15 protein-coding genes are annotated in these 16,172 nt (G+C 46.7%); 2 read left to right on the top strand and 13 right to left on the bottom strand.

The genetic code is table 11. From position 1 onward, the window contains the following. The 12 genes from CHH53_RS16550 to refZ form a co-directional block, all read right to left on the bottom strand. Nucleotides 1-1,106, bottom strand: a 1,106-nt coding sequence (locus CHH53_RS16550; RefSeq protein ID WP_095217243.1) for an acetate kinase, incomplete at its 3' end; no start/stop codon positions are given. A 105-nt stretch (nt 1,107-1,211) separates the two neighbouring features. After that, nucleotides 1,212-2,207 carry a class I SAM-dependent methyltransferase gene (locus CHH53_RS16545; protein WP_095217242.1) on the bottom strand — a complete coding sequence of 332 codons (996 nt, stop codon included), beginning with the start codon at nt 2,205-2,207 and terminating at the stop codon, nt 1,212-1,214. Between the two features lie 115 nt (nt 2,208-2,322). Further along, nucleotides 2,323-3,687, bottom strand: coding sequence for a 2-hydroxycarboxylate transporter family protein (locus tag CHH53_RS16540; RefSeq protein ID WP_095217241.1), 1,365 nt, complete (start codon nt 3,685-3,687; stop codon nt 2,323-2,325). Nucleotides 3,688-3,984: 297 nt separating this feature from the next. Beyond that, the gene (locus CHH53_RS16535) at nt 3,985-4,692 is read right to left on the bottom strand and encodes a response regulator (RefSeq protein WP_095217240.1); all 708 of its coding nucleotides are present in this window, start codon (nt 4,690-4,692) and stop codon (nt 3,985-3,987) included. Further along, nucleotides 4,685-6,283 (bottom strand): DcuS/MalK family sensor histidine kinase, encoded by a 1,599-nt coding sequence (gene dcuS, locus CHH53_RS16530; RefSeq protein WP_233135191.1) that lies wholly within the window; start codon nt 6,281-6,283, stop codon nt 4,685-4,687. The genes CHH53_RS16535 and dcuS overlap by 8 nt, the downstream gene beginning before the upstream one ends. Before the next feature lie 110 nt (nt 6,284-6,393). Then, nucleotides 6,394-6,831 carry a GerW family sporulation protein gene (ytfJ, locus tag CHH53_RS16525; protein ID WP_095217238.1) on the bottom strand — a complete coding sequence of 146 codons (438 nt, stop codon included), beginning with the start codon at nt 6,829-6,831 and terminating at the stop codon, nt 6,394-6,396. A 14-nt stretch (nt 6,832-6,845) separates the two neighbouring features. Then, nucleotides 6,846-7,382, bottom strand: coding sequence for a DUF2953 domain-containing protein (locus CHH53_RS16520; protein ID WP_095217237.1), 537 nt, complete (start codon nt 7,380-7,382; stop codon nt 6,846-6,848). Between the two features lie 99 nt (nt 7,383-7,481). Beyond that, entirely contained in the window at nt 7,482-7,676 is a 195-nt protein-coding gene (locus tag CHH53_RS16515; protein WP_095217236.1) for an alpha/beta-type small acid-soluble spore protein, read from the bottom strand. Between the two features lie 75 nt (nt 7,677-7,751). Then, nucleotides 7,752-8,954, bottom strand: coding sequence for a tRNA uracil 4-sulfurtransferase ThiI (gene thiI / locus CHH53_RS16510; protein WP_095217235.1), 1,203 nt, complete (start codon nt 8,952-8,954; stop codon nt 7,752-7,754). 3 nt (nt 8,955-8,957) lie between these two features. Next, complete coding sequence (locus CHH53_RS16505; protein ID WP_095217234.1) at nt 8,958-10,097, bottom strand: cysteine desulfurase family protein; 1,140 nt, start codon at nt 10,095-10,097, stop codon at nt 8,958-8,960. An 80-nt stretch (nt 10,098-10,177) separates the two neighbouring features. Then, the gene (ezrA, locus tag CHH53_RS16500) at nt 10,178-11,869 is read right to left on the bottom strand and encodes a septation ring formation regulator EzrA (protein ID WP_095217233.1); all 1,692 of its coding nucleotides are present in this window, start codon (nt 11,867-11,869) and stop codon (nt 10,178-10,180) included. 155 nt (nt 11,870-12,024) lie between these two features. Beyond that, entirely contained in the window at nt 12,025-12,663 is a 639-nt protein-coding gene (gene refZ / locus CHH53_RS16495; RefSeq protein WP_095217232.1) for a forespore capture DNA-binding protein RefZ, read from the bottom strand. Between the two features lie 120 nt (nt 12,664-12,783). Here refZ and CHH53_RS16490 point away from each other — a divergent pair, with 120 nt between their 5' ends. Next, the gene (locus CHH53_RS16490; protein WP_095217231.1) at nt 12,784-13,269 is read left to right on the top strand and encodes a GAF domain-containing protein; all 486 of its coding nucleotides are present in this window, start codon (nt 12,784-12,786) and stop codon (nt 13,267-13,269) included. A gap of 32 nt (nt 13,270-13,301) precedes the next feature. Here the strand turns inward: CHH53_RS16490 and CHH53_RS16485 are convergent, their stop codons facing one another. Beyond that, nucleotides 13,302-15,128 carry a sensor domain-containing diguanylate cyclase gene (locus CHH53_RS16485; RefSeq protein WP_158221592.1) on the bottom strand — a complete coding sequence of 609 codons (1,827 nt, stop codon included), beginning with the start codon at nt 15,126-15,128 and terminating at the stop codon, nt 13,302-13,304. Between the two features lie 389 nt (nt 15,129-15,517). Between CHH53_RS16485 and rpsD the strand changes: the two genes are divergently transcribed. Then, the gene (gene rpsD, locus CHH53_RS16480; RefSeq protein WP_095217229.1) at nt 15,518-16,120 is read left to right on the top strand and encodes a 30S ribosomal protein S4; all 603 of its coding nucleotides are present in this window, start codon (nt 15,518-15,520) and stop codon (nt 16,118-16,120) included. Nucleotides 16,121-16,172 lie beyond the last annotated feature (52 nt).

Below are 16,172 nucleotides of genomic sequence, written 5' to 3'. Positions count from 1 at the left end.
GGATAAGTCAGGAATTGTTCTTTGCCGCGTACATTGTTCAAGGATGGATCATAATATACACCCATGAATTCCAAACCTTTAAGCACTCGCTCACGCACAGCGATGCTGTTCTCACCGACACCGGCTGTGAAGATGATCGCATCCACACCGCTCATGCGTGCTGCATAAGAACCAAGGTATTTATGAATGCGCTCAGCGAATACATCAAGTGCGAGCTCCGCACGATCATCACCAGCATCCGCTTTGTCCTGGATGTCACGCAAGTCGCTGGAGAAACCAGACAGTGCAAGCATTCCGCTTTCTTTGTTCAAAACATGCAATACTTCATCAGCAGTCTTGCCTGTTTTGCGCATGATGAATGGAATTAGTGCAGGGTCGATATTACCGGAGCGCGTACCCATGGTTACACCGGCAAGCGGAGTGAAGCCCATGGATGTATCGACGGATTTTCCGCCATCGATTGCAGCGATGCTGGCCCCGTTACCAAGGTGACAGGAGATCAGGCGCAGCTGTTCGATTGGACGATCAAGCAATTCCGCTGCACGCTGTGACACATATTTATGGCTTGTGCCGTGGAAACCGTATTTACGGATACCATATTTTTCATAATACTCATATGGCAAGCTGTATAGATATGATTCCGGAGGCATTGTCTGATGGAAAGCTGTATCGAAAACAGCAACAGACGGAATGCCAGGAAGAATTTCCTTGAATGCACGGATTCCTGTCAAGTTTGCTGGGTTGTGTAATGGTGCAAGCTCGGATACTTCTGCGATCTCTTCCATCACTTGGTCCGTGATGAGGACAGAATCACTGAATTTTTCTCCGCCATGTACGACACGGTGACCCACTCCATCGATTTCGTCCAAAGAAGAAATGACACCTGTGGAAGTCAGCTTCTCAAGCAACATTTTTACTGCTTCTTCATGATTTTCAATATCTTTAGTTGTTTCATCTTTTTCACCATTGAATTTGATAGTGAAGATGGAATCCTTCAGTCCGATACGTTCTACTAGTCCCACTGCCTTTACTTCTTCCTCAGGCATGCGGATTAGCTGGAATTTTAGTGAAGAACTACCAGCATTGATTGCTAAAATATTACTCAACATGTTCAGCCCCTTGTAAACTTTTACGTACTTCTTTATTTTACCTGTGACGACAAGCTCATTGCAAGATATGTCGAGGACTTGTTCAAGATTTCATTAATTTTTTTAGTTTTTTAAATCGGGAAGCTCATTGTCGAACCAATCATTGATTTGTTTCAAGACATTTGCCATTGCATTCGGATTCTTGAATGAAGGCAGCTGCACCAGCAATGCCTGTTTCGGCGCTGTAGTTAGCGTCCCCTTTTTCTGCAGTATCAAAACACTTTTCGCTTGCGATTCATTCTTGAACATGCTCTGCGGCAGCTGCAGCAATCCGACGATATGGGCATGCTCCTGCAGGAATGTATGAAGCGAACGTGCTTGATCGCTTTCAAACAGGAAGTTCGGCACGACGAATAACAGATAACCGCCTTCCTTCGTATAATGAAGGCTTTGTTCAATGAATAAATGATGTGCATAAGAATGCCCCTCATCTGCCTTCAATTCGAATTGGGCAGCCTGGCTATCATCCGGATAATAGCCAACCGGAAGGTCACTCACGACAAGATCGACCGGTTCCAGAAGAAAAGGGCGCAGGCTGTCTTGATGGAAGAATTCTATCTGTCTCTCCTGCATGTTCGCATTCATGACAGCAAGCTGGATCAAGGTCGGATCGACATCACTTCCATAAGCGTCCACTTCCCGCCCCACTTGATTCAGGACCGCAGTCAATAAGTTACCCGTCCCCACCGCCGGATCGAATAAACGGAAGCTTTCATTGCTTCCGACTAACTTGTTCGTCAGATAACCGATCAGCATGGCGACAGTATCCGGTGTAAGCATATGCTGCTGCTGGGTTGCCCCTTTCATGCCTTTCAGGATGGCAAGCTGGATCCCTTTGCGTATTTCTTCTTTCTGGTATGTCTGATTATCGAATACAGCTGCATGTTTATCCAGCTGCTGCTGCAATAATGGCTGTTCCGTCACTTCCGCGCTGCGATCCAATATATATTCCATTGCTGCACCTAGTGCATCAAGATATGGTATGTTTTCACGTGTTTCCAATGCTTCGGCCATTTGGTCAAGTGCTTGGTATACCTTTTCGACATTCTTTTGTTCCACGTATCTTTTCCTCCCATTTCTCTCACATCTGCCTTATTGTATCAAAAGCAGCGGACAGAAGCGAGGAGAGGCACCGCGGCAAGCAAAAAGCCCAGCCAAGGCTGAGCTTTCCAATTTAAGCAAAGAAGTGCATCAATGCTGTTGCACCGATGACAGTGGCAGCACCGCCAAGACGAGTGGAAATCTGCGCGAACGGCATCAGCGCCATACGGCCGGATGCAGATAGGATCGCAACGTCACCAGTACCGCCAAGTCCGCTGTGACATGCTGTAACGATACAAGATTCAACAGGATACATCTTCATCAATTTACCTACAAAGAATCCAGTTGCCGCCATCGCAATTACGACAGACATGCAAGTAATCGCAAAGCCGATCGTGAAGACGCTCGCAACATCCTCAAGCGGGATGAATACGACACCAAGACCGACCATCAAAGGCCAAGTGAAAGCAGTGGAAACGAATTTGTATAGCTGCTGTGCACCGGTTTGCAGTTTTTCCGGAAGCAAATTACCGGATTTGATGATCGTTGCAGCAATGATCATGATGATTGCACCCGACAACGTGAAGCCAGCAACCACATGAATCCAGTGCTCGACAACTCGTCCAAGGACGAACAAGCTCATCGCTACGAGGAGGCCTGCTCCCATCAAGCTGAAGTCGATTGCTTTATTTGTGTTTTCTTTTGCTGCTGCCAATACTTTGTCGTCTTTGTTCGAGCGAACCAACTTATCATGCCCTGCAAGGTCCGGGCGTTTTTCTCCCAATTTCTTCATCAAGCCTGCAATGATGATGGCACATACGTTACCGATGATGGCAGCTGGTACAAGCTGGGAAACATACTCCCCGGCTCCCCCGCCCAAGACACCTGCATAACCAGCAGACAATGGAAGGATTCCTTCTCCGATACCGCCTGCGATGATCGGAACAACAATATAGAAGAAAGCATGATGAGCACTATAGCCGAATAGCATACCGACTAAAGTCCCGACAGTGACTGCAGCAATCGTACCAGTCACCAAAGGGATGAACATGCGGATGAAGCCCTGGATGAGGACTGTCCGGTTCATACCAAGGATACTTCCCACAACAAGACAAGCGATGTAGAAGTATAAGAAGTTTGAATGATCGGAAGTCATCAGCTGATCGACAGCATCATAAGCTGAAGTACTTAATGTGTCAAAGAAAACCAGCATGGATGGAACGAATAATGACAGGATCGCCGGTCCTCCGATACTGTTGAAATAAGGAATGCGCTGACCGATATCCCCTAGCAGCACACCCAGGATCATGATGACAGCAAAGCCGCCGATCATGTCGGTAGGAAGTTGGTTGGTATATGCAGCAATAAGAACGATGATTGCTAATACGATATACACCGGAAGCGGCATGACACCGACTTTCCATTCCATGATTTTGTCAAAGCCTGATGGCTTTTGATTGTTGGATTGATGATCGCTTGTATGCGATTTCATTTCCATAGATAATGCACCCCCTAAGTAGATACGACTATTCTAATTTAACCAAAATTAATTGTGTTATTTTTTAACTAAACTAAATGAATTGTAACTTTTGTAATTAAAAAAGGTGCAGTGGATCTCTGTTAATAATATTGGCTTCAGAGCAGGAAACATACACGGAAGCGACAGTTCGATGCTTCCCGGCAACCAGCTTGAAATCACAAACGATTCCTTTTATCCTTCGATAAGAACCGGCATATCATTTTTTAATAGCGCTCTTTTTATGCCAAACAAAAAAAGAAGCCCGTTTCGGCTTCTTTAAATGTACTGACTGATATGATGGGAAGTATTGGCATTGACCCGGTATTTGAAAACCGGACGCCCGATACTGCCATAATGCATCTCCACTTCGAGCAGCTGCACATCCTCCAGGAACTTCAGATATTTCCGCACGGATACTTGTGACATTTCTGTTTCATTCGCTATATCCTCTGTCGTGAAAAAATTATAACGGAAGGTAAGGATGCTGTTCCATACAACTTTCAAGGTGCTTCGCGTAAGACCTTTCGGCAGCTGCACCATCTGTTCTTGCTCCGGAAGCTGCAGCAGCTGGCTATCCAATTCCTGCTGGGTCATCTCTTCCTTATTGCTGAAGATGAGCTGGCGCTTGCGATAACCGCTCAAAGCGTGCTGGAAGCGATCGAATTCGAACGGCTTGATCAAATAATCGACAGCCCCGTATTGCAGCGCTTCCCGGATCATCGGTTTTTCGCTTGCAGCAGAAATGATGATTGCATCCACTTTTTGATCGCGTCTCCGAATCTCCTTCAGCAATTCTATTCCATTCTTCCCTTTCATATATACATCCAACAGAAGCAGGTCCACTTCATTCTGCTGAATGAATTCAAGGGCTTCTTTATAATTTTGGGCCGCACCGACAGCAGTGAAACCGCTCATTTGTTTGACATAGCGTTTATTCAATTCGCTTACCATCGGATCGTCTTCCACGATCAGTACTTTAATCATTTGTTACATCCTCCTGTGTATCATACGGCAGCTGGACACTGAAGGTAGTCCCTTCACCTGGCTCACTTGTCAAGACAAGATAGCCCCCCAGCTTCTGCACATAGTCCTCCACTTGGTATAGGCCGAAACCGCGGTCGTTTCCTTTTGTGGAATAGCCTTGCTTGAAAATTTTCTCCTGCTGTTCTTCGCTGATTCCTTTTCCAGTATCAGTAAGTTCCAGAAAGAGCAGCCCATCCGTGTACTTCATGGAAATCTGGACACGCTTTTCCGGCTGCTGTTCGACAGCATCCACAGCATTGTTCATGAGATTGCCGAGTATGGTGATCAGCATTTGATTTGTTTTTTCCGATGTATTCGGTATGGTATCCCGGCAGCTGACCTCAAGCTGGACACCATTTTCAGCCATATAGCTCTTCTTGCCGAGCAGGAATCCGGCCAGAATGGGGTTTTTCACTTGATGGATCATGGCCAGGGTCGCGGATCTCTCCTTACCGGCCACATTTTTCACATACCGTTCCAGCTGATCATAATCCTCCAATTCCAGCAAACCAAGGATCACATGCAGTTTGTTCATGAAATCATGTGTCTGCGCCCGGAGAGCATCGGCATAAAGCATCGTATCGGTAAGCTTCTCGTTGAGATGATTGTATTCGGTCCGGTCAAGGAAAGTTGCAATCGCTCCTTCTGTCTTGCCTTTGATCTGGATTGGGATTTCGTTCATGACCAGCGTCAAACCATTATGCTCCACTTGGCGCCCGATCAGCGGTTTATTCCAGGCAATCACTTGATGGAGCTTGGTAACCGGGAGCACATCATCCACATGCCGGTTCTTCAGCTCTCCTTTGATCCCCATCTCTTCCAGCAGTCTCTTCCCTTCTTTGTTGACCATCTGGATCTTTCCGGCGGTATCCACAGCTAACATCCCGTCCTTGATTGATTCCAGCATCGCAATCCGTTCACTCAACAGGGCGGCAATTTCATCAGGCTCCATCCCGTGCATGATTTGTTTTATCTTCCTTGCAAGCAGGACCGCACCGATCAGACCGATCAGCAGACTCAGCACAGTGGCCAAGTATAATGGAATGCGGTTGTTGCGAATGATCTCATTCAGTTCATTCATCGTGATACCGACAGCTACAACCCCGATCTGCTCACCTTGTTCATCATAAATGGGAGCAAATGCCCGCAAACTCAATCCAAGCGTTCCTTTTGCCTTTGAAACGAACTCTTTTCCTTGTATCGCAGGCGTTTCATCCCCTCCTGCGAAACGTTTGCCGATTTCATCCGGGTCGGGGTGGCTCAGCCGGATGCTGTCCATGTTCATCACCACGATATAGTCTGCATCCGTGATCCCCATAGCCTGTTTGGTAAATTGCTGAAGTGTGTCGGAATCCTGCTCGTCCGTTGCCTTTACAATGACCGGGTCGACTGCTATCAGCTTGGCAGTTTGCAGCACGCGATCCCTTTCCTGGGATTTGATATTGTTGCTCGTCTCTATTCCGATCATGACGAATGTCGTCGTCACCGCCAGAATAACGACAATGAATACCAATGCTGTCATCTGCGTCCGCAGATTTATCTTCTGTTTCAAATATAACCTTCTCTCTTTTCGCTTTCGTCGTTTCAAGCTCATTATCCTTAAATTATAACGGAATGAAGTCCGATTATAAACTAAAAAAACCACCAACAGGCGGCTTTTAGTCAATATATTGTTTCATCATCGAATCGCTGCGATTTTTGCTGCTTTTTCTGCTTCGGATTCTGTTTGAGCATTTCCTGGATTTTTTCCACTGCAGCTGGCGCTGCTTCGATCAGTTTTTCATAAAGATGGGTTTGTTCATCCAGGTGGATCATCTTGACTCCTTTATGACCGACAATGAGGAAAGCTATCGGGGTTATGGATACACCGCCTCCGCTCCCTCCTCCAAATGGCAGCTCCGTCTGCTCACTCTTACCTTGGGAAGCTGCATCGAATTCGCTTCCCCCGGCTGCAAAACCAAAGCCTACGCGGGATACAGTCAGAATGATACTCCCATCCGGAGTCTCCACTGGATCGCCGACTATCGTATTGACATCAATCATTTCCTTCAGGTTTTCCATTGCGGTTTTCATTAATCCTTGAATCGGGTGATCTGCCATACTGCTCGCTCCTCCTATCTTCCTCTGGCATTGGATATAATGGCATGCATAGCTTTCCCGGTACGGATGGACACTATGCATTGAAAGCTAGTATGGAAAGTCGAATTATTGAAAATCGGCTGTACCTGGATATCAAATGGTTCCCCTATACGGAAATTCGAACGGATGACTTGGTTGACAATTCCTTTGACTGTCCAAATCAAGCCAACAAGTGTGCCGGCAGAAGCTGCATCGGACATGCCGATCCTTGTATGCCAGCGTAATTGCCGTAGCTCTGCATTTCGAGTGATTCTGAGAAGATAAGGAAAAGAATCCCTGATTTTTTGTAAATCGGCAAATAAATCGACAAGCTGCTGATTCAAATCCTCAGAGGAAGCAGGCTCGATGGAAGATTGCTGCTCCAATCGCCATGTTTGTACACAGATGCCGAAAATGCGGATTTGGATGGACCAATCAGACGAATCATACTGAAAATGAAAAGTCACTTTAGCCGTAATTGCCACTAGAAGCAATAGTAAGAGCCCTATCATGACACTGATGGCTATCCACATTCCTTCTTCTCCTCCTTCTTCGATAGGATGCACTTTCCCTTTTGTTTCTACACGGAAAAGGAGCAGCGGATGCTGCCCCTTTATGCCATACTTATGAAATTATCTGCTTAATTGCTCTTGTGCTGTACGTACAAGACGCTTTGTGATTTCTCCTCCAACAGAACCGTTGGCACGAGAAGTTTCGTTTCCGCCAAGCTGTACACCGAATTCCTGTGCGATCTCATATTTCATTTGATCTAGAGCTTGTTGCGCTTGAGGTACTACTAACTGGTTGCTTGAATTGTTGTTAGCCATTTGATGTCACCTCCTTGTACATGTAGCATGTGCCGACAAGGAGGAGAACATACAGATTATTTACTTGGGAAGTTCTTACAGCAAATCAGCGAATGGCGCCGGCGCTTCCTCCGACGGAGAGGCCGTGATAATCTCCGTTCCTTCGACGGCCCGTTCGAATTCAGCAGAGAAATCGATTGTCCCTTCATACAAATGCACCTTTTCACGCCGCGGCTTTGTTTTTGGTGCTTCCGGTACAAAAACGGTGCAGCAGTCATCATATGGGCGTGTCGAGATCTCATAGGTATTGATCTGTTTCGCGATTTCGATGATATCGGACTTGTCCATCGTGATGAGCGGGCGCAGCACAGGATAGTTCGTCACTTCATTGATCGTGTGCATGCTTTCCATCGTTTGACTGGCCACCTGGCCAAGGCTTTCACCGGAAGTCAGGGACAAGATGCCATGTTTTTCTGCGATTCGCTCACTGATCCGCAGCATCATCCGGCGCATGACTGTCATGCTGTAGCCAAACGGTATCTCCTGATGGATCTTCACCTGCAGTTCTGTGAATGGCACAACATGGATTTTCACTTTTGCACCGAACTTGGACAACGTTTGCGCCAAATCAATCACTTTCTGTTTCGCACGCTCATTTGTATAAGGCGGTGAATGGAAATGGATAGCTTCTATCTCGACCCCGCGCTTCATCGCCAAATAACCGGCAACAGGGCTGTCGATTCCGCCAGAAAGCATCAGCAATGTCTTGCCTGAGCTTCCTGCCGGCAAACCGCCCGGCCCCTTTATCTTCTGACCTGTCACATATGTCGCCCGTTCGCGGATTTCCACCGTGATCTCTACACCTGGGTGATGGACATCGACAGGGTAACCTTCGCTGTTTTGCATCACATATGCACCGATACGCTGATTCATTTCCTGCGAGTCGATCGGAAAACGTTTATTCGGCCGGCGGCAGGATATTTTAAAACTGGTTCCTGCCGGATTATCGAGCAATAGCTGCAGGGCAGCTTGTTTGATCGCCAGCTCCTCGTTTTCGGTCCGGATTGCCAGGCTGAAGCTGTGTATGCCGAATATATGACGGCATGCTTCCACAATCGGTTCATGATCTTCCCCGTGAAGGTGGATATACATCCGATCACGTGTACGTTCGACTTTGGCGTTTGGGTAAGGTTTTATTTGATCCTTGACGTTATATTCAAGCTGCTTGGTGAAATGCTTGCGATTCTTGCCCTTAAGGGCCATTTCCCCATAACGAATCAATATATGGTCATACTGCATATCTTATCTCATCACTTTCTTTAAATGTGTTAATGTTTCTTTTAGAACCTGCAGGAAATAACTTACTTCTTCCTGCGTATTTTCATAGGAAAAGCTCACCCTGATAGCAGATTCAGCCTGTTCATCCGGCAACCCGCAAGCGAGCAGGACAGCGCTGGCATCACTATTCTTCGAGGAACAAGCCGATTTGGTCGATACATAGATATCTTTTTCGCCCAGTGCATGGATCAGCACCTCAGGTTTCACTCCCGGAACCGAGAAATTCACGATATGCGGAGCCCCTGCAGGCGGGGAATGCAGCACGATTCCATCCATTTTCTCCAAGCCGCCAAAAAGCTTTTCCCTCAGTTCGAAAAGCTTGGCAGGATGATTTTGCAGCTCTTCCATTGCCAGCCTCAGAGCCTTTACCATGGCTGTGATACCAGGCACATTTTCGGTTCCGGAACGCAAGGCCTGTTCCTGGCCCCCTCCGGATAACTGAGCTGCAATATGCGTGTTCCTATCCTTATAAAGGATGCCGCTGCCCTTTACGCCATGGAATTTATGAGCAGACAGCGTACAAAGATGGATATGGCTCCCCTTGATATCGAGTGCCACTTTTCCAGCCCCTTGTACATGGTCCACATGATACGTGATTTTAGGATATGCTGTCAGCATCTGACCGATAGTCTTGATCGGCTGGATGGTACCAAGTTCATTATTCACATGCATCACACTGACTAAGATGGTTTCATCCGTGATGGCTGCTTCAATTTTTTCAGCTGTCACATAGCCGAAAGTATCCACATCGACATATGTCACCTTGAACCCTTGGTTCTCCAATTCCGCACAAGTCTCCAATACGGAAGGATGCTCTACGGCGGTCGTGATGATGTGATTACCCAATCGCTTCTTCCGATAAGCCGTTCCTTTGATTGCAAGGTTATTCCCCTCTGTACCGCCTGAAGTAAACAGAATCTCATCCTCCCCGACGCGAAGAAGCTGGGCAGCCTGCTTACGGCATGCTGTCAGCAGCTGTTCGGCACTGCCCCCTAAACGATGCAGGGATGATGGATTGGCGAAATACGTTTGTGCTGCTTCCGTGTAGCTGGAAAGCACGTCAGGATGCGGTTTGGTTGTTGCACTATTATCAAAGTATATCATTTGTCCATCTCCCTCTCTTCAAACTATCTTTTACTAAAATAAAGCAATCCCTCGCAAGTAGCAAGGGATTGCTTTATGTATCAGCTGGGAATCTTGATATGTTTCTCCAAGCGCTCCAGCGCCTTCGGTTCTATATCCTGCAAAGCTCGGGCGGCCCGCTCCAAAGCTTGCTCGTACTGATATTCGCGGAACAGCTTCTCTGCTTCCGCCATTTCTGCAGCAAGAATCGGATATTGACTGCGATAGCGATTGGAATACTGAATCACCACTTCTGCAAGATAAGCCTGCTCCAGCAAATGTTCGATTTGTTCGATAGTGGCATTGCTGATTTCCTCTGCCTGCTGCAGATGTGTCCGCACCTCAGCCATATCGAGCGGGTGCGCTTCGAGCACCTCCATCGTAAGGGACGTTTTTTCCTGGCTCTCTTCGACCATCTTCCAAACTTCCTGCGGTACACCTGGGATATTGCTCTTTTGCAGCTTTCGATTTACATCGTATAGCTTCTGGCGCATATCGGCAATTTTCTCTTTGGCTTCCAGTTCATCTTTGCGCAATGTCTTGATTTTACCGCGAATTTCCTCATGTTCTTCCTCAATGGCACTCAATTCACGGAATCCTGTTTCCAATTCCTCTTTGAGCTTCGTATGGGATACACGATCATCATCCATCTCTTGCTGCAGCGCCTCGAGCTGCTTGACGAGCCTGGAAATCTTGGACTCCAGCTTCAGATGAAATTCGACATCATTATCCGTAAAGAAATAGGATTCCCGAAGCAGATCGATTTCTTCTTTTGTCTTCATATATGCCTCTGTCTTTTTCTCGACGGCTTGGACATATTGCTCGAATTTTGAGTCGACATAATTCTTGGCAACAGCTTCATTCTCAAGAAGCTGATACATCTCTTTGATGCGATTTTCCAGCGCAGGAATGTATAATTGTATTTCTTCTGCCTCTCCTGCTTCCAGCTGTTTGACCAGCTGATTCAATCGTTCCTTCTCTGCCTTCAGTTCATCCTCGAAACCAAGATGATGGATCCGATAGCCGTCCTGCTTCATTTCACGGATGCCGCCCAATAAATCCGCCACCTGTGCCGGAAGCTCCTGCTTCACTTGCTTATAAGCCTGCGGGAAAGCTTCGATCTCCTCTTCCAGCGATTCCGTCTTCGCTTTCACATCCGTGATCAGCTGGTTAGCTTCGAAATAGTTGCCGGATTCGATGAGTGAATGATAAGCAGCAAGCTGCGTGCTCTGCTCGGCTATTGCCGCCTCAAAACGAACATCCGCTTTGCCATATTGATGGCGATGCTGCGAAATGGTGCGCTTGAGTGCCTGCAAAGCAGGCTGCAGTGCCTCGGCTTGTTTACGGGCTTCCTCTTCGGAAGCAAGCAGTTCGTCCAATTCACGGAACATGCCTTCAATCTTATCCTCTATCCGGGAGAGCGTGACTTCCACTTGCTGCAGATGCTGTTTGGCTTTCGTGAAACGGTAGCGGTCGGCACCCTCCTCCGCATCAAAAAGAGCCTCTTCTGTATCGGGAAGCTCTTTTGTTACGATATGATCCCAGCGTTCCTTCCATGATTCGAATTTTTCCTGTGTTTCTCCAGATAGGTTCAACGCTTTCACTTTCGCTAATTCTTCCGATACATTGCGGTTCGCTATATCCATTTTCCAGCTTTCAAGCCGGTCCACTTCATCATAAACTCGCTTTCTCATAATCAGGCCCAAGATGATCAAGGCGATGATTAGAATAATTCCTCCGACGATGTAAAGCAATGTCCAGCCTCCTAACCAATACTCGGGAAAAAGGAGTAATACCCTAATAATCGTTATCTATTTTTAATACTAATATGATACCATGTAAACCGCAAATATGGCTAAATTTTTTCAAATTTCTCAGGTATTTTCCATGATTTTCCCTCTATTGTGCGTCAATTGGCTGATACCGCTCTTAGTGAGGCCGGAGAAACCGTGGCAAGCGTATCGATCCAATGATGGATACTGGAAGTATACATGCTGCAGAAATAGTGCCGTGATTCTTCTGTCACCAGCATGCCTTTCATTTCCTTGCTCATGGTGAACGGGGCAGATAGCATTCCCGACAGCTGCATATATAAATAGACCCCTTCCCGTTCCCGGATCCCGTTTGACTCCAGGTAGTCCCTGAAGGCTTGTTTCAGTGTATGGCTTTCCTTAGCCAAATACGTCACAGCCATTTCCCTGACGAATACGGAATCCAGCATCAGCTCCCTTTGAATGAAAGCCGTGAATTGATTCCGCGAGAGTTTATATTGTATAATTGCTTCAATTAATTGTTTCAGATAGATACTGGGAGATTCCTGCCCCCGTTTTTGGGCCGTTTTTTCCAGCACAGCAAGATATTCTTCGTAATACAGCACGACGGATGCTTCCAGAAGCCCTTGCTTACTTTTATAATAATAATTGATCAAGGAGACATTGACCGAAGCTTTTCCCGCAATATCGCGGACGGATGTCCCATGGTAGCCTTTTGTGTAGAACAATTGACAAGCGGCGTCCATCACTTTCTGTTTCGTGTCATTTTTTTTCAATCTTCTCAGCTCCTTCACTTGTTGTATACGACAGCGAAAACAGCTATCCTGCAACTTTCGCTCGCCAAATATCGCGCCTTCTGTCGAATTACAGAAAATCATTATATGGGGGAAATGAATATGTTCGAAACAACGGCTTATAGCGGTTCCCGCGAAAAAGACTATGAATTGCTCGTTAAGCAGCTTGATGCATTGCTTACAGGGGAAGAGGACGAAATCGCCCACTTGGCAAACGCTTCTGCCCTCTTGAATCAATTCCTTGATGATGTGAACTGGGTCGGTTTTTATCTCCATAAAGGAGACGAATTGATCCTCGGTCCATTCCAAGGCCTCCCCGCCTGTGTACGCATCAAAATCGGAAAGGGCGTCTGCGGGACGGCTGTCGCGGAAAACAAGACACAGCTTGTGGCGGATGTCCATCAATTCCCTGGTCATATTGCATGTGACGCAGCAAGCCAATCCGAGATCGTCGTTCCTATCATCGTGAATGGCAAATCCTACGGAGTGCTTGATATCGACAGCCCTTCCAAAAATCGTTTCGACGAAACAGACCAGAAGTATCTGGAACAGTTCGTGGCGGTCCTCGTCAAGCATTTGACGAAATAAAAAGACAGCTTCCGATCCGGAAGCTGTCTTTTCTATATACAATATCTATTTTTCCCGAGCCGTTTGGCATCGTATAGTTTGCGATCCGCATTGGAGAACAATTGATGGACGGATGGCCGATCCGCTTCTGTCCATGTGGATACCCCGCATGAAACCGTCACAGCAGGTCGTGTCGATCCCCCGATGCTTCGGACGACTTGCTCTGCCTTTGCAATAGTCTGCTCCAAAGAAGCATGCGGCAAATAAATGGCCAGCTCTTCCCCGCCCCATCTGGCTGCTATATCAGCCGGACCGATCATGTCCTTTACCAGATTGGATACTTGGATGAGAAGATAATCACCAGTATTGTGGCCGTATGTATCATTCACTTTTTTGAAGTCATCGATATCAATCAGGATGAACCCCCCTTGCGCATCTCCCTGGATATGTTCCCGCATCCGTTCATCCAAATAGCTTCTCGAATACAGATTCGTAAGATAATCCGTAATGACCAATTTCTCCAATTTCTCCTGCAGCATGGAATTAACGATCGATAAGGAGGAATGCTGCACGAGCGATTCGATAAGCCGGAAAGCTTCGAAGGTGAAGAAGCTGGGGGTTCGGTGCAGAACGATCACGACTCCCCTCAGCTGCTCCGACCTGACCATGGGAAATATCAGCAAGGACCGATAAGGCATCCGAATCTCGGGATATCGTTCCTGAAAGTTGCTGATGAACATCGCTTCCCCGTATTTGTCTCGGTAGTGCCGTCCGATGAATTCCAGGAAAGACTCGGATTCTTCGTCAAAGAAAAAATCCGTGCTGCCAGCCAAAATAGTGCCAGCATCTTGATCCTCTTTATATAAGATGAAACCTATTTCTTCCCCGCCGAATGTATCCCGTATCTGCTGATGCATCAACGTCATGGTATCCGACAGACGCAAGTTGGCATTCATTTTCTTCGATGTTTCATTGATCAGCTGGAGGTCGCTTATCAGCTTCTTCGAATGCTGATACAGCCGTGCATTTTCCAGGGCGTTACCCGCTGAATCGGCCAGCTTCGTAATGAAGCTCTGATCTGCTTTCGTATATTGCATCCCAAAAGGAATCGATACATGCAGCACACCATAGATTCCCTGTTTACCATTGAGCGGAACATAACGATGTGTCACCTTTCCCTTTTCATCGATCTCCATTTGCACTTCACCTGTCATATAAGCTTTTGTGCTGGCCTCGTGGACAGAGTAATCATATACAAGATTTTTAATCGGCAGTTCCGTATCTCCATGGTAATCCTGGGCCAGCAAAAGTGCATACGTGAATTGGGGATAGGTTTGCTGCAGGGTCTTGATCAGGACGGTCAGTACATCATGCATATCGATGGAAGCGTGCAGATTCGTCGTTGCTTCATATAATTGGATGACATGCCGCTCGTTTTCTTTCGCTTGCTGCAGACGCAGGAGATGGGTAACGAATTTACCGATCTCCAACGCCAGCTGTCTGCAATCGGTAATCATCTTTCTGCCGCCTCCGACATAAAGGAATCCGATGACATGCTCTTCCGGCTTTTGCAAGGGCAATATCCTATCCAGTACATGTGGAATATCCCTTAACAAATCCGGCATACAAATATGCCCGGGAGTATAGCTGACAGACAGACAAAACCCGCTCTGCCTGGGACCTGCATAGCTTATCCGCTCCAATCGCTGCTGCCATTCATCATAGATGAACAGCGCCAAACTGTCTGCCTGCAGGAGATTCTTCACCTTATCTGTCATAAGTGCAAGTAGTTCCCTGCAACTATAGTTTTCTCCCGACACAAGGAGCTGGTAGAAATATAGCTTTGCTTGTTCAAGATTGCTGTCAATTAGCCGCTCCATATGCATCTCACCTAACATTTTGGTATTTTTATTCTATTATATAAGATATTAGACTCAATCCTCAATGATCACACTAGTCCTTTTTACTTATAAAATACTGCATCTAATCTCCATTGCCGATTTATCTTGACTTCCAGCCATCAAAAAGATTATAATACTCTTTGTGTAAAATAAATGGCGGCCTATGTGAACTCCCATTTGTCTGATTTTGTTCCTTTCTTGGCAAGGCGCATCAAAGAAACGTTCACTCGTTTCCCCTTGTTTCAGAAGGTGTATCGTGTAACTCTCTGCTGTCGGAGCGATGGTACATGAAAACATAATCGGCAAGTGACTAGAGCGCACTCTGTTTTTATTTTATGCAAATAAAATAATAAAGGTGGAATTTATCCATGGCACGTTATACAGGTCCATTATGGAAAAAATCCCGTCGTCTTGGTATCTCCCTAAGCGGAACAGGTAAAGAGCTTGACAAACGCCCTTACCCACCAGGACAGCACGGTCCAAACCAACGCAGAAAGCAATCCGAATACGGTTTGCAGCAAGCTGAGAAACAAAAACTTCGTTACATGTACAACATGAACGAGCGCCAATTCCGTCGTGTATTCGAGGAAGCTGGCAAAATGAAAGGTATCCATGGTGAGAACTTCATGATCCTTCTTGAATCCCGCCTTGATAACCTTGTATTCCGTCTAGGCTTGGCTCGCACTCGCAGACAAGCTCGTCAGATCGTTGGCCACGGCCACATCACTGTAGACGGTAAACGCGTAGATATCCCATCTTACCGCGTGAAACCTGGTCAAGTCATCGGTGTTCGCGAGAAATCCCGCAAACTTGACATCATCACTACATCTGTTGAAGCGAACAACTTCGTTCCAGATTACATGACTTTCGATGCAAACAGCTTGGAAGGAACTTACTCCCGCTATCCAGAGCGCAGTGAGCTTCCTGCTGAAATCAACGAAGCTCTTATCGTCGAGTTCTACTCCCGTTAATAGCTTGAAAAACTCCGGATCGCCGCAAGGCGTGTCCGGAGTTTTTTTATAA

Source organism: Terribacillus sp. 7520-G, from assembly GCF_002271665.1.
Lineage (GTDB): Bacteria > Bacillota > Bacilli > Bacillales > Amphibacillaceae > Terribacillus.
The sequence above is the reverse complement of the archived record's forward strand: the minus strand, read 5'-3'. Positions and strand labels throughout refer to the sequence as shown.

What these genes read in the sequence shown, in the direction of transcription:
- CHH53_RS16485 (WP_158221592.1), bottom strand. Translation starts at nt 15,128, where the DNA reads ATGGAGCGGCTAATTGACAGCAATCTTGAACAAGCAAAGCTATATTTC.
- rpsD (WP_095217229.1), top strand. Translation starts at nt 15,518, where the DNA reads ATGGCACGTTATACAGGTCCATTATGGAAAAAATCCCGTCGTCTTGGT.
- CHH53_RS16505 (WP_095217234.1), bottom strand. Translation starts at nt 10,097, where the DNA reads ATGATATACTTTGATAATAGTGCAACAACCAAACCGCATCCTGACGTG.
- CHH53_RS16520 (WP_095217237.1), bottom strand. Translation starts at nt 7,382, where the DNA reads ATGTGGATAGCCATCAGTGTCATGATAGGGCTCTTACTATTGCTTCTA.
- thiI (WP_095217235.1), bottom strand. Translation starts at nt 8,954, where the DNA reads ATGCAGTATGACCATATATTGATTCGTTATGGGGAAATGGCCCTTAAG.
- CHH53_RS16490 (WP_095217231.1), top strand. Translation starts at nt 12,784, where the DNA reads ATGTTCGAAACAACGGCTTATAGCGGTTCCCGCGAAAAAGACTATGAA.
- CHH53_RS16540 (WP_095217241.1), bottom strand. Translation starts at nt 3,687, where the DNA reads ATGGAAATGAAATCGCATACAAGCGATCATCAATCCAACAATCAAAAG.
- CHH53_RS16535 (WP_095217240.1), bottom strand. Translation starts at nt 4,692, where the DNA reads ATGATTAAAGTACTGATCGTGGAAGACGATCCGATGGTAAGCGAATTG.
- CHH53_RS16515 (WP_095217236.1), bottom strand. Translation starts at nt 7,676, where the DNA reads ATGGCTAACAACAATTCAAGCAACCAGTTAGTAGTACCTCAAGCGCAA.
- ytfJ (WP_095217238.1), bottom strand. Translation starts at nt 6,831, where the DNA reads ATGGCAGATCACCCGATTCAAGGATTAATGAAAACCGCAATGGAAAAC.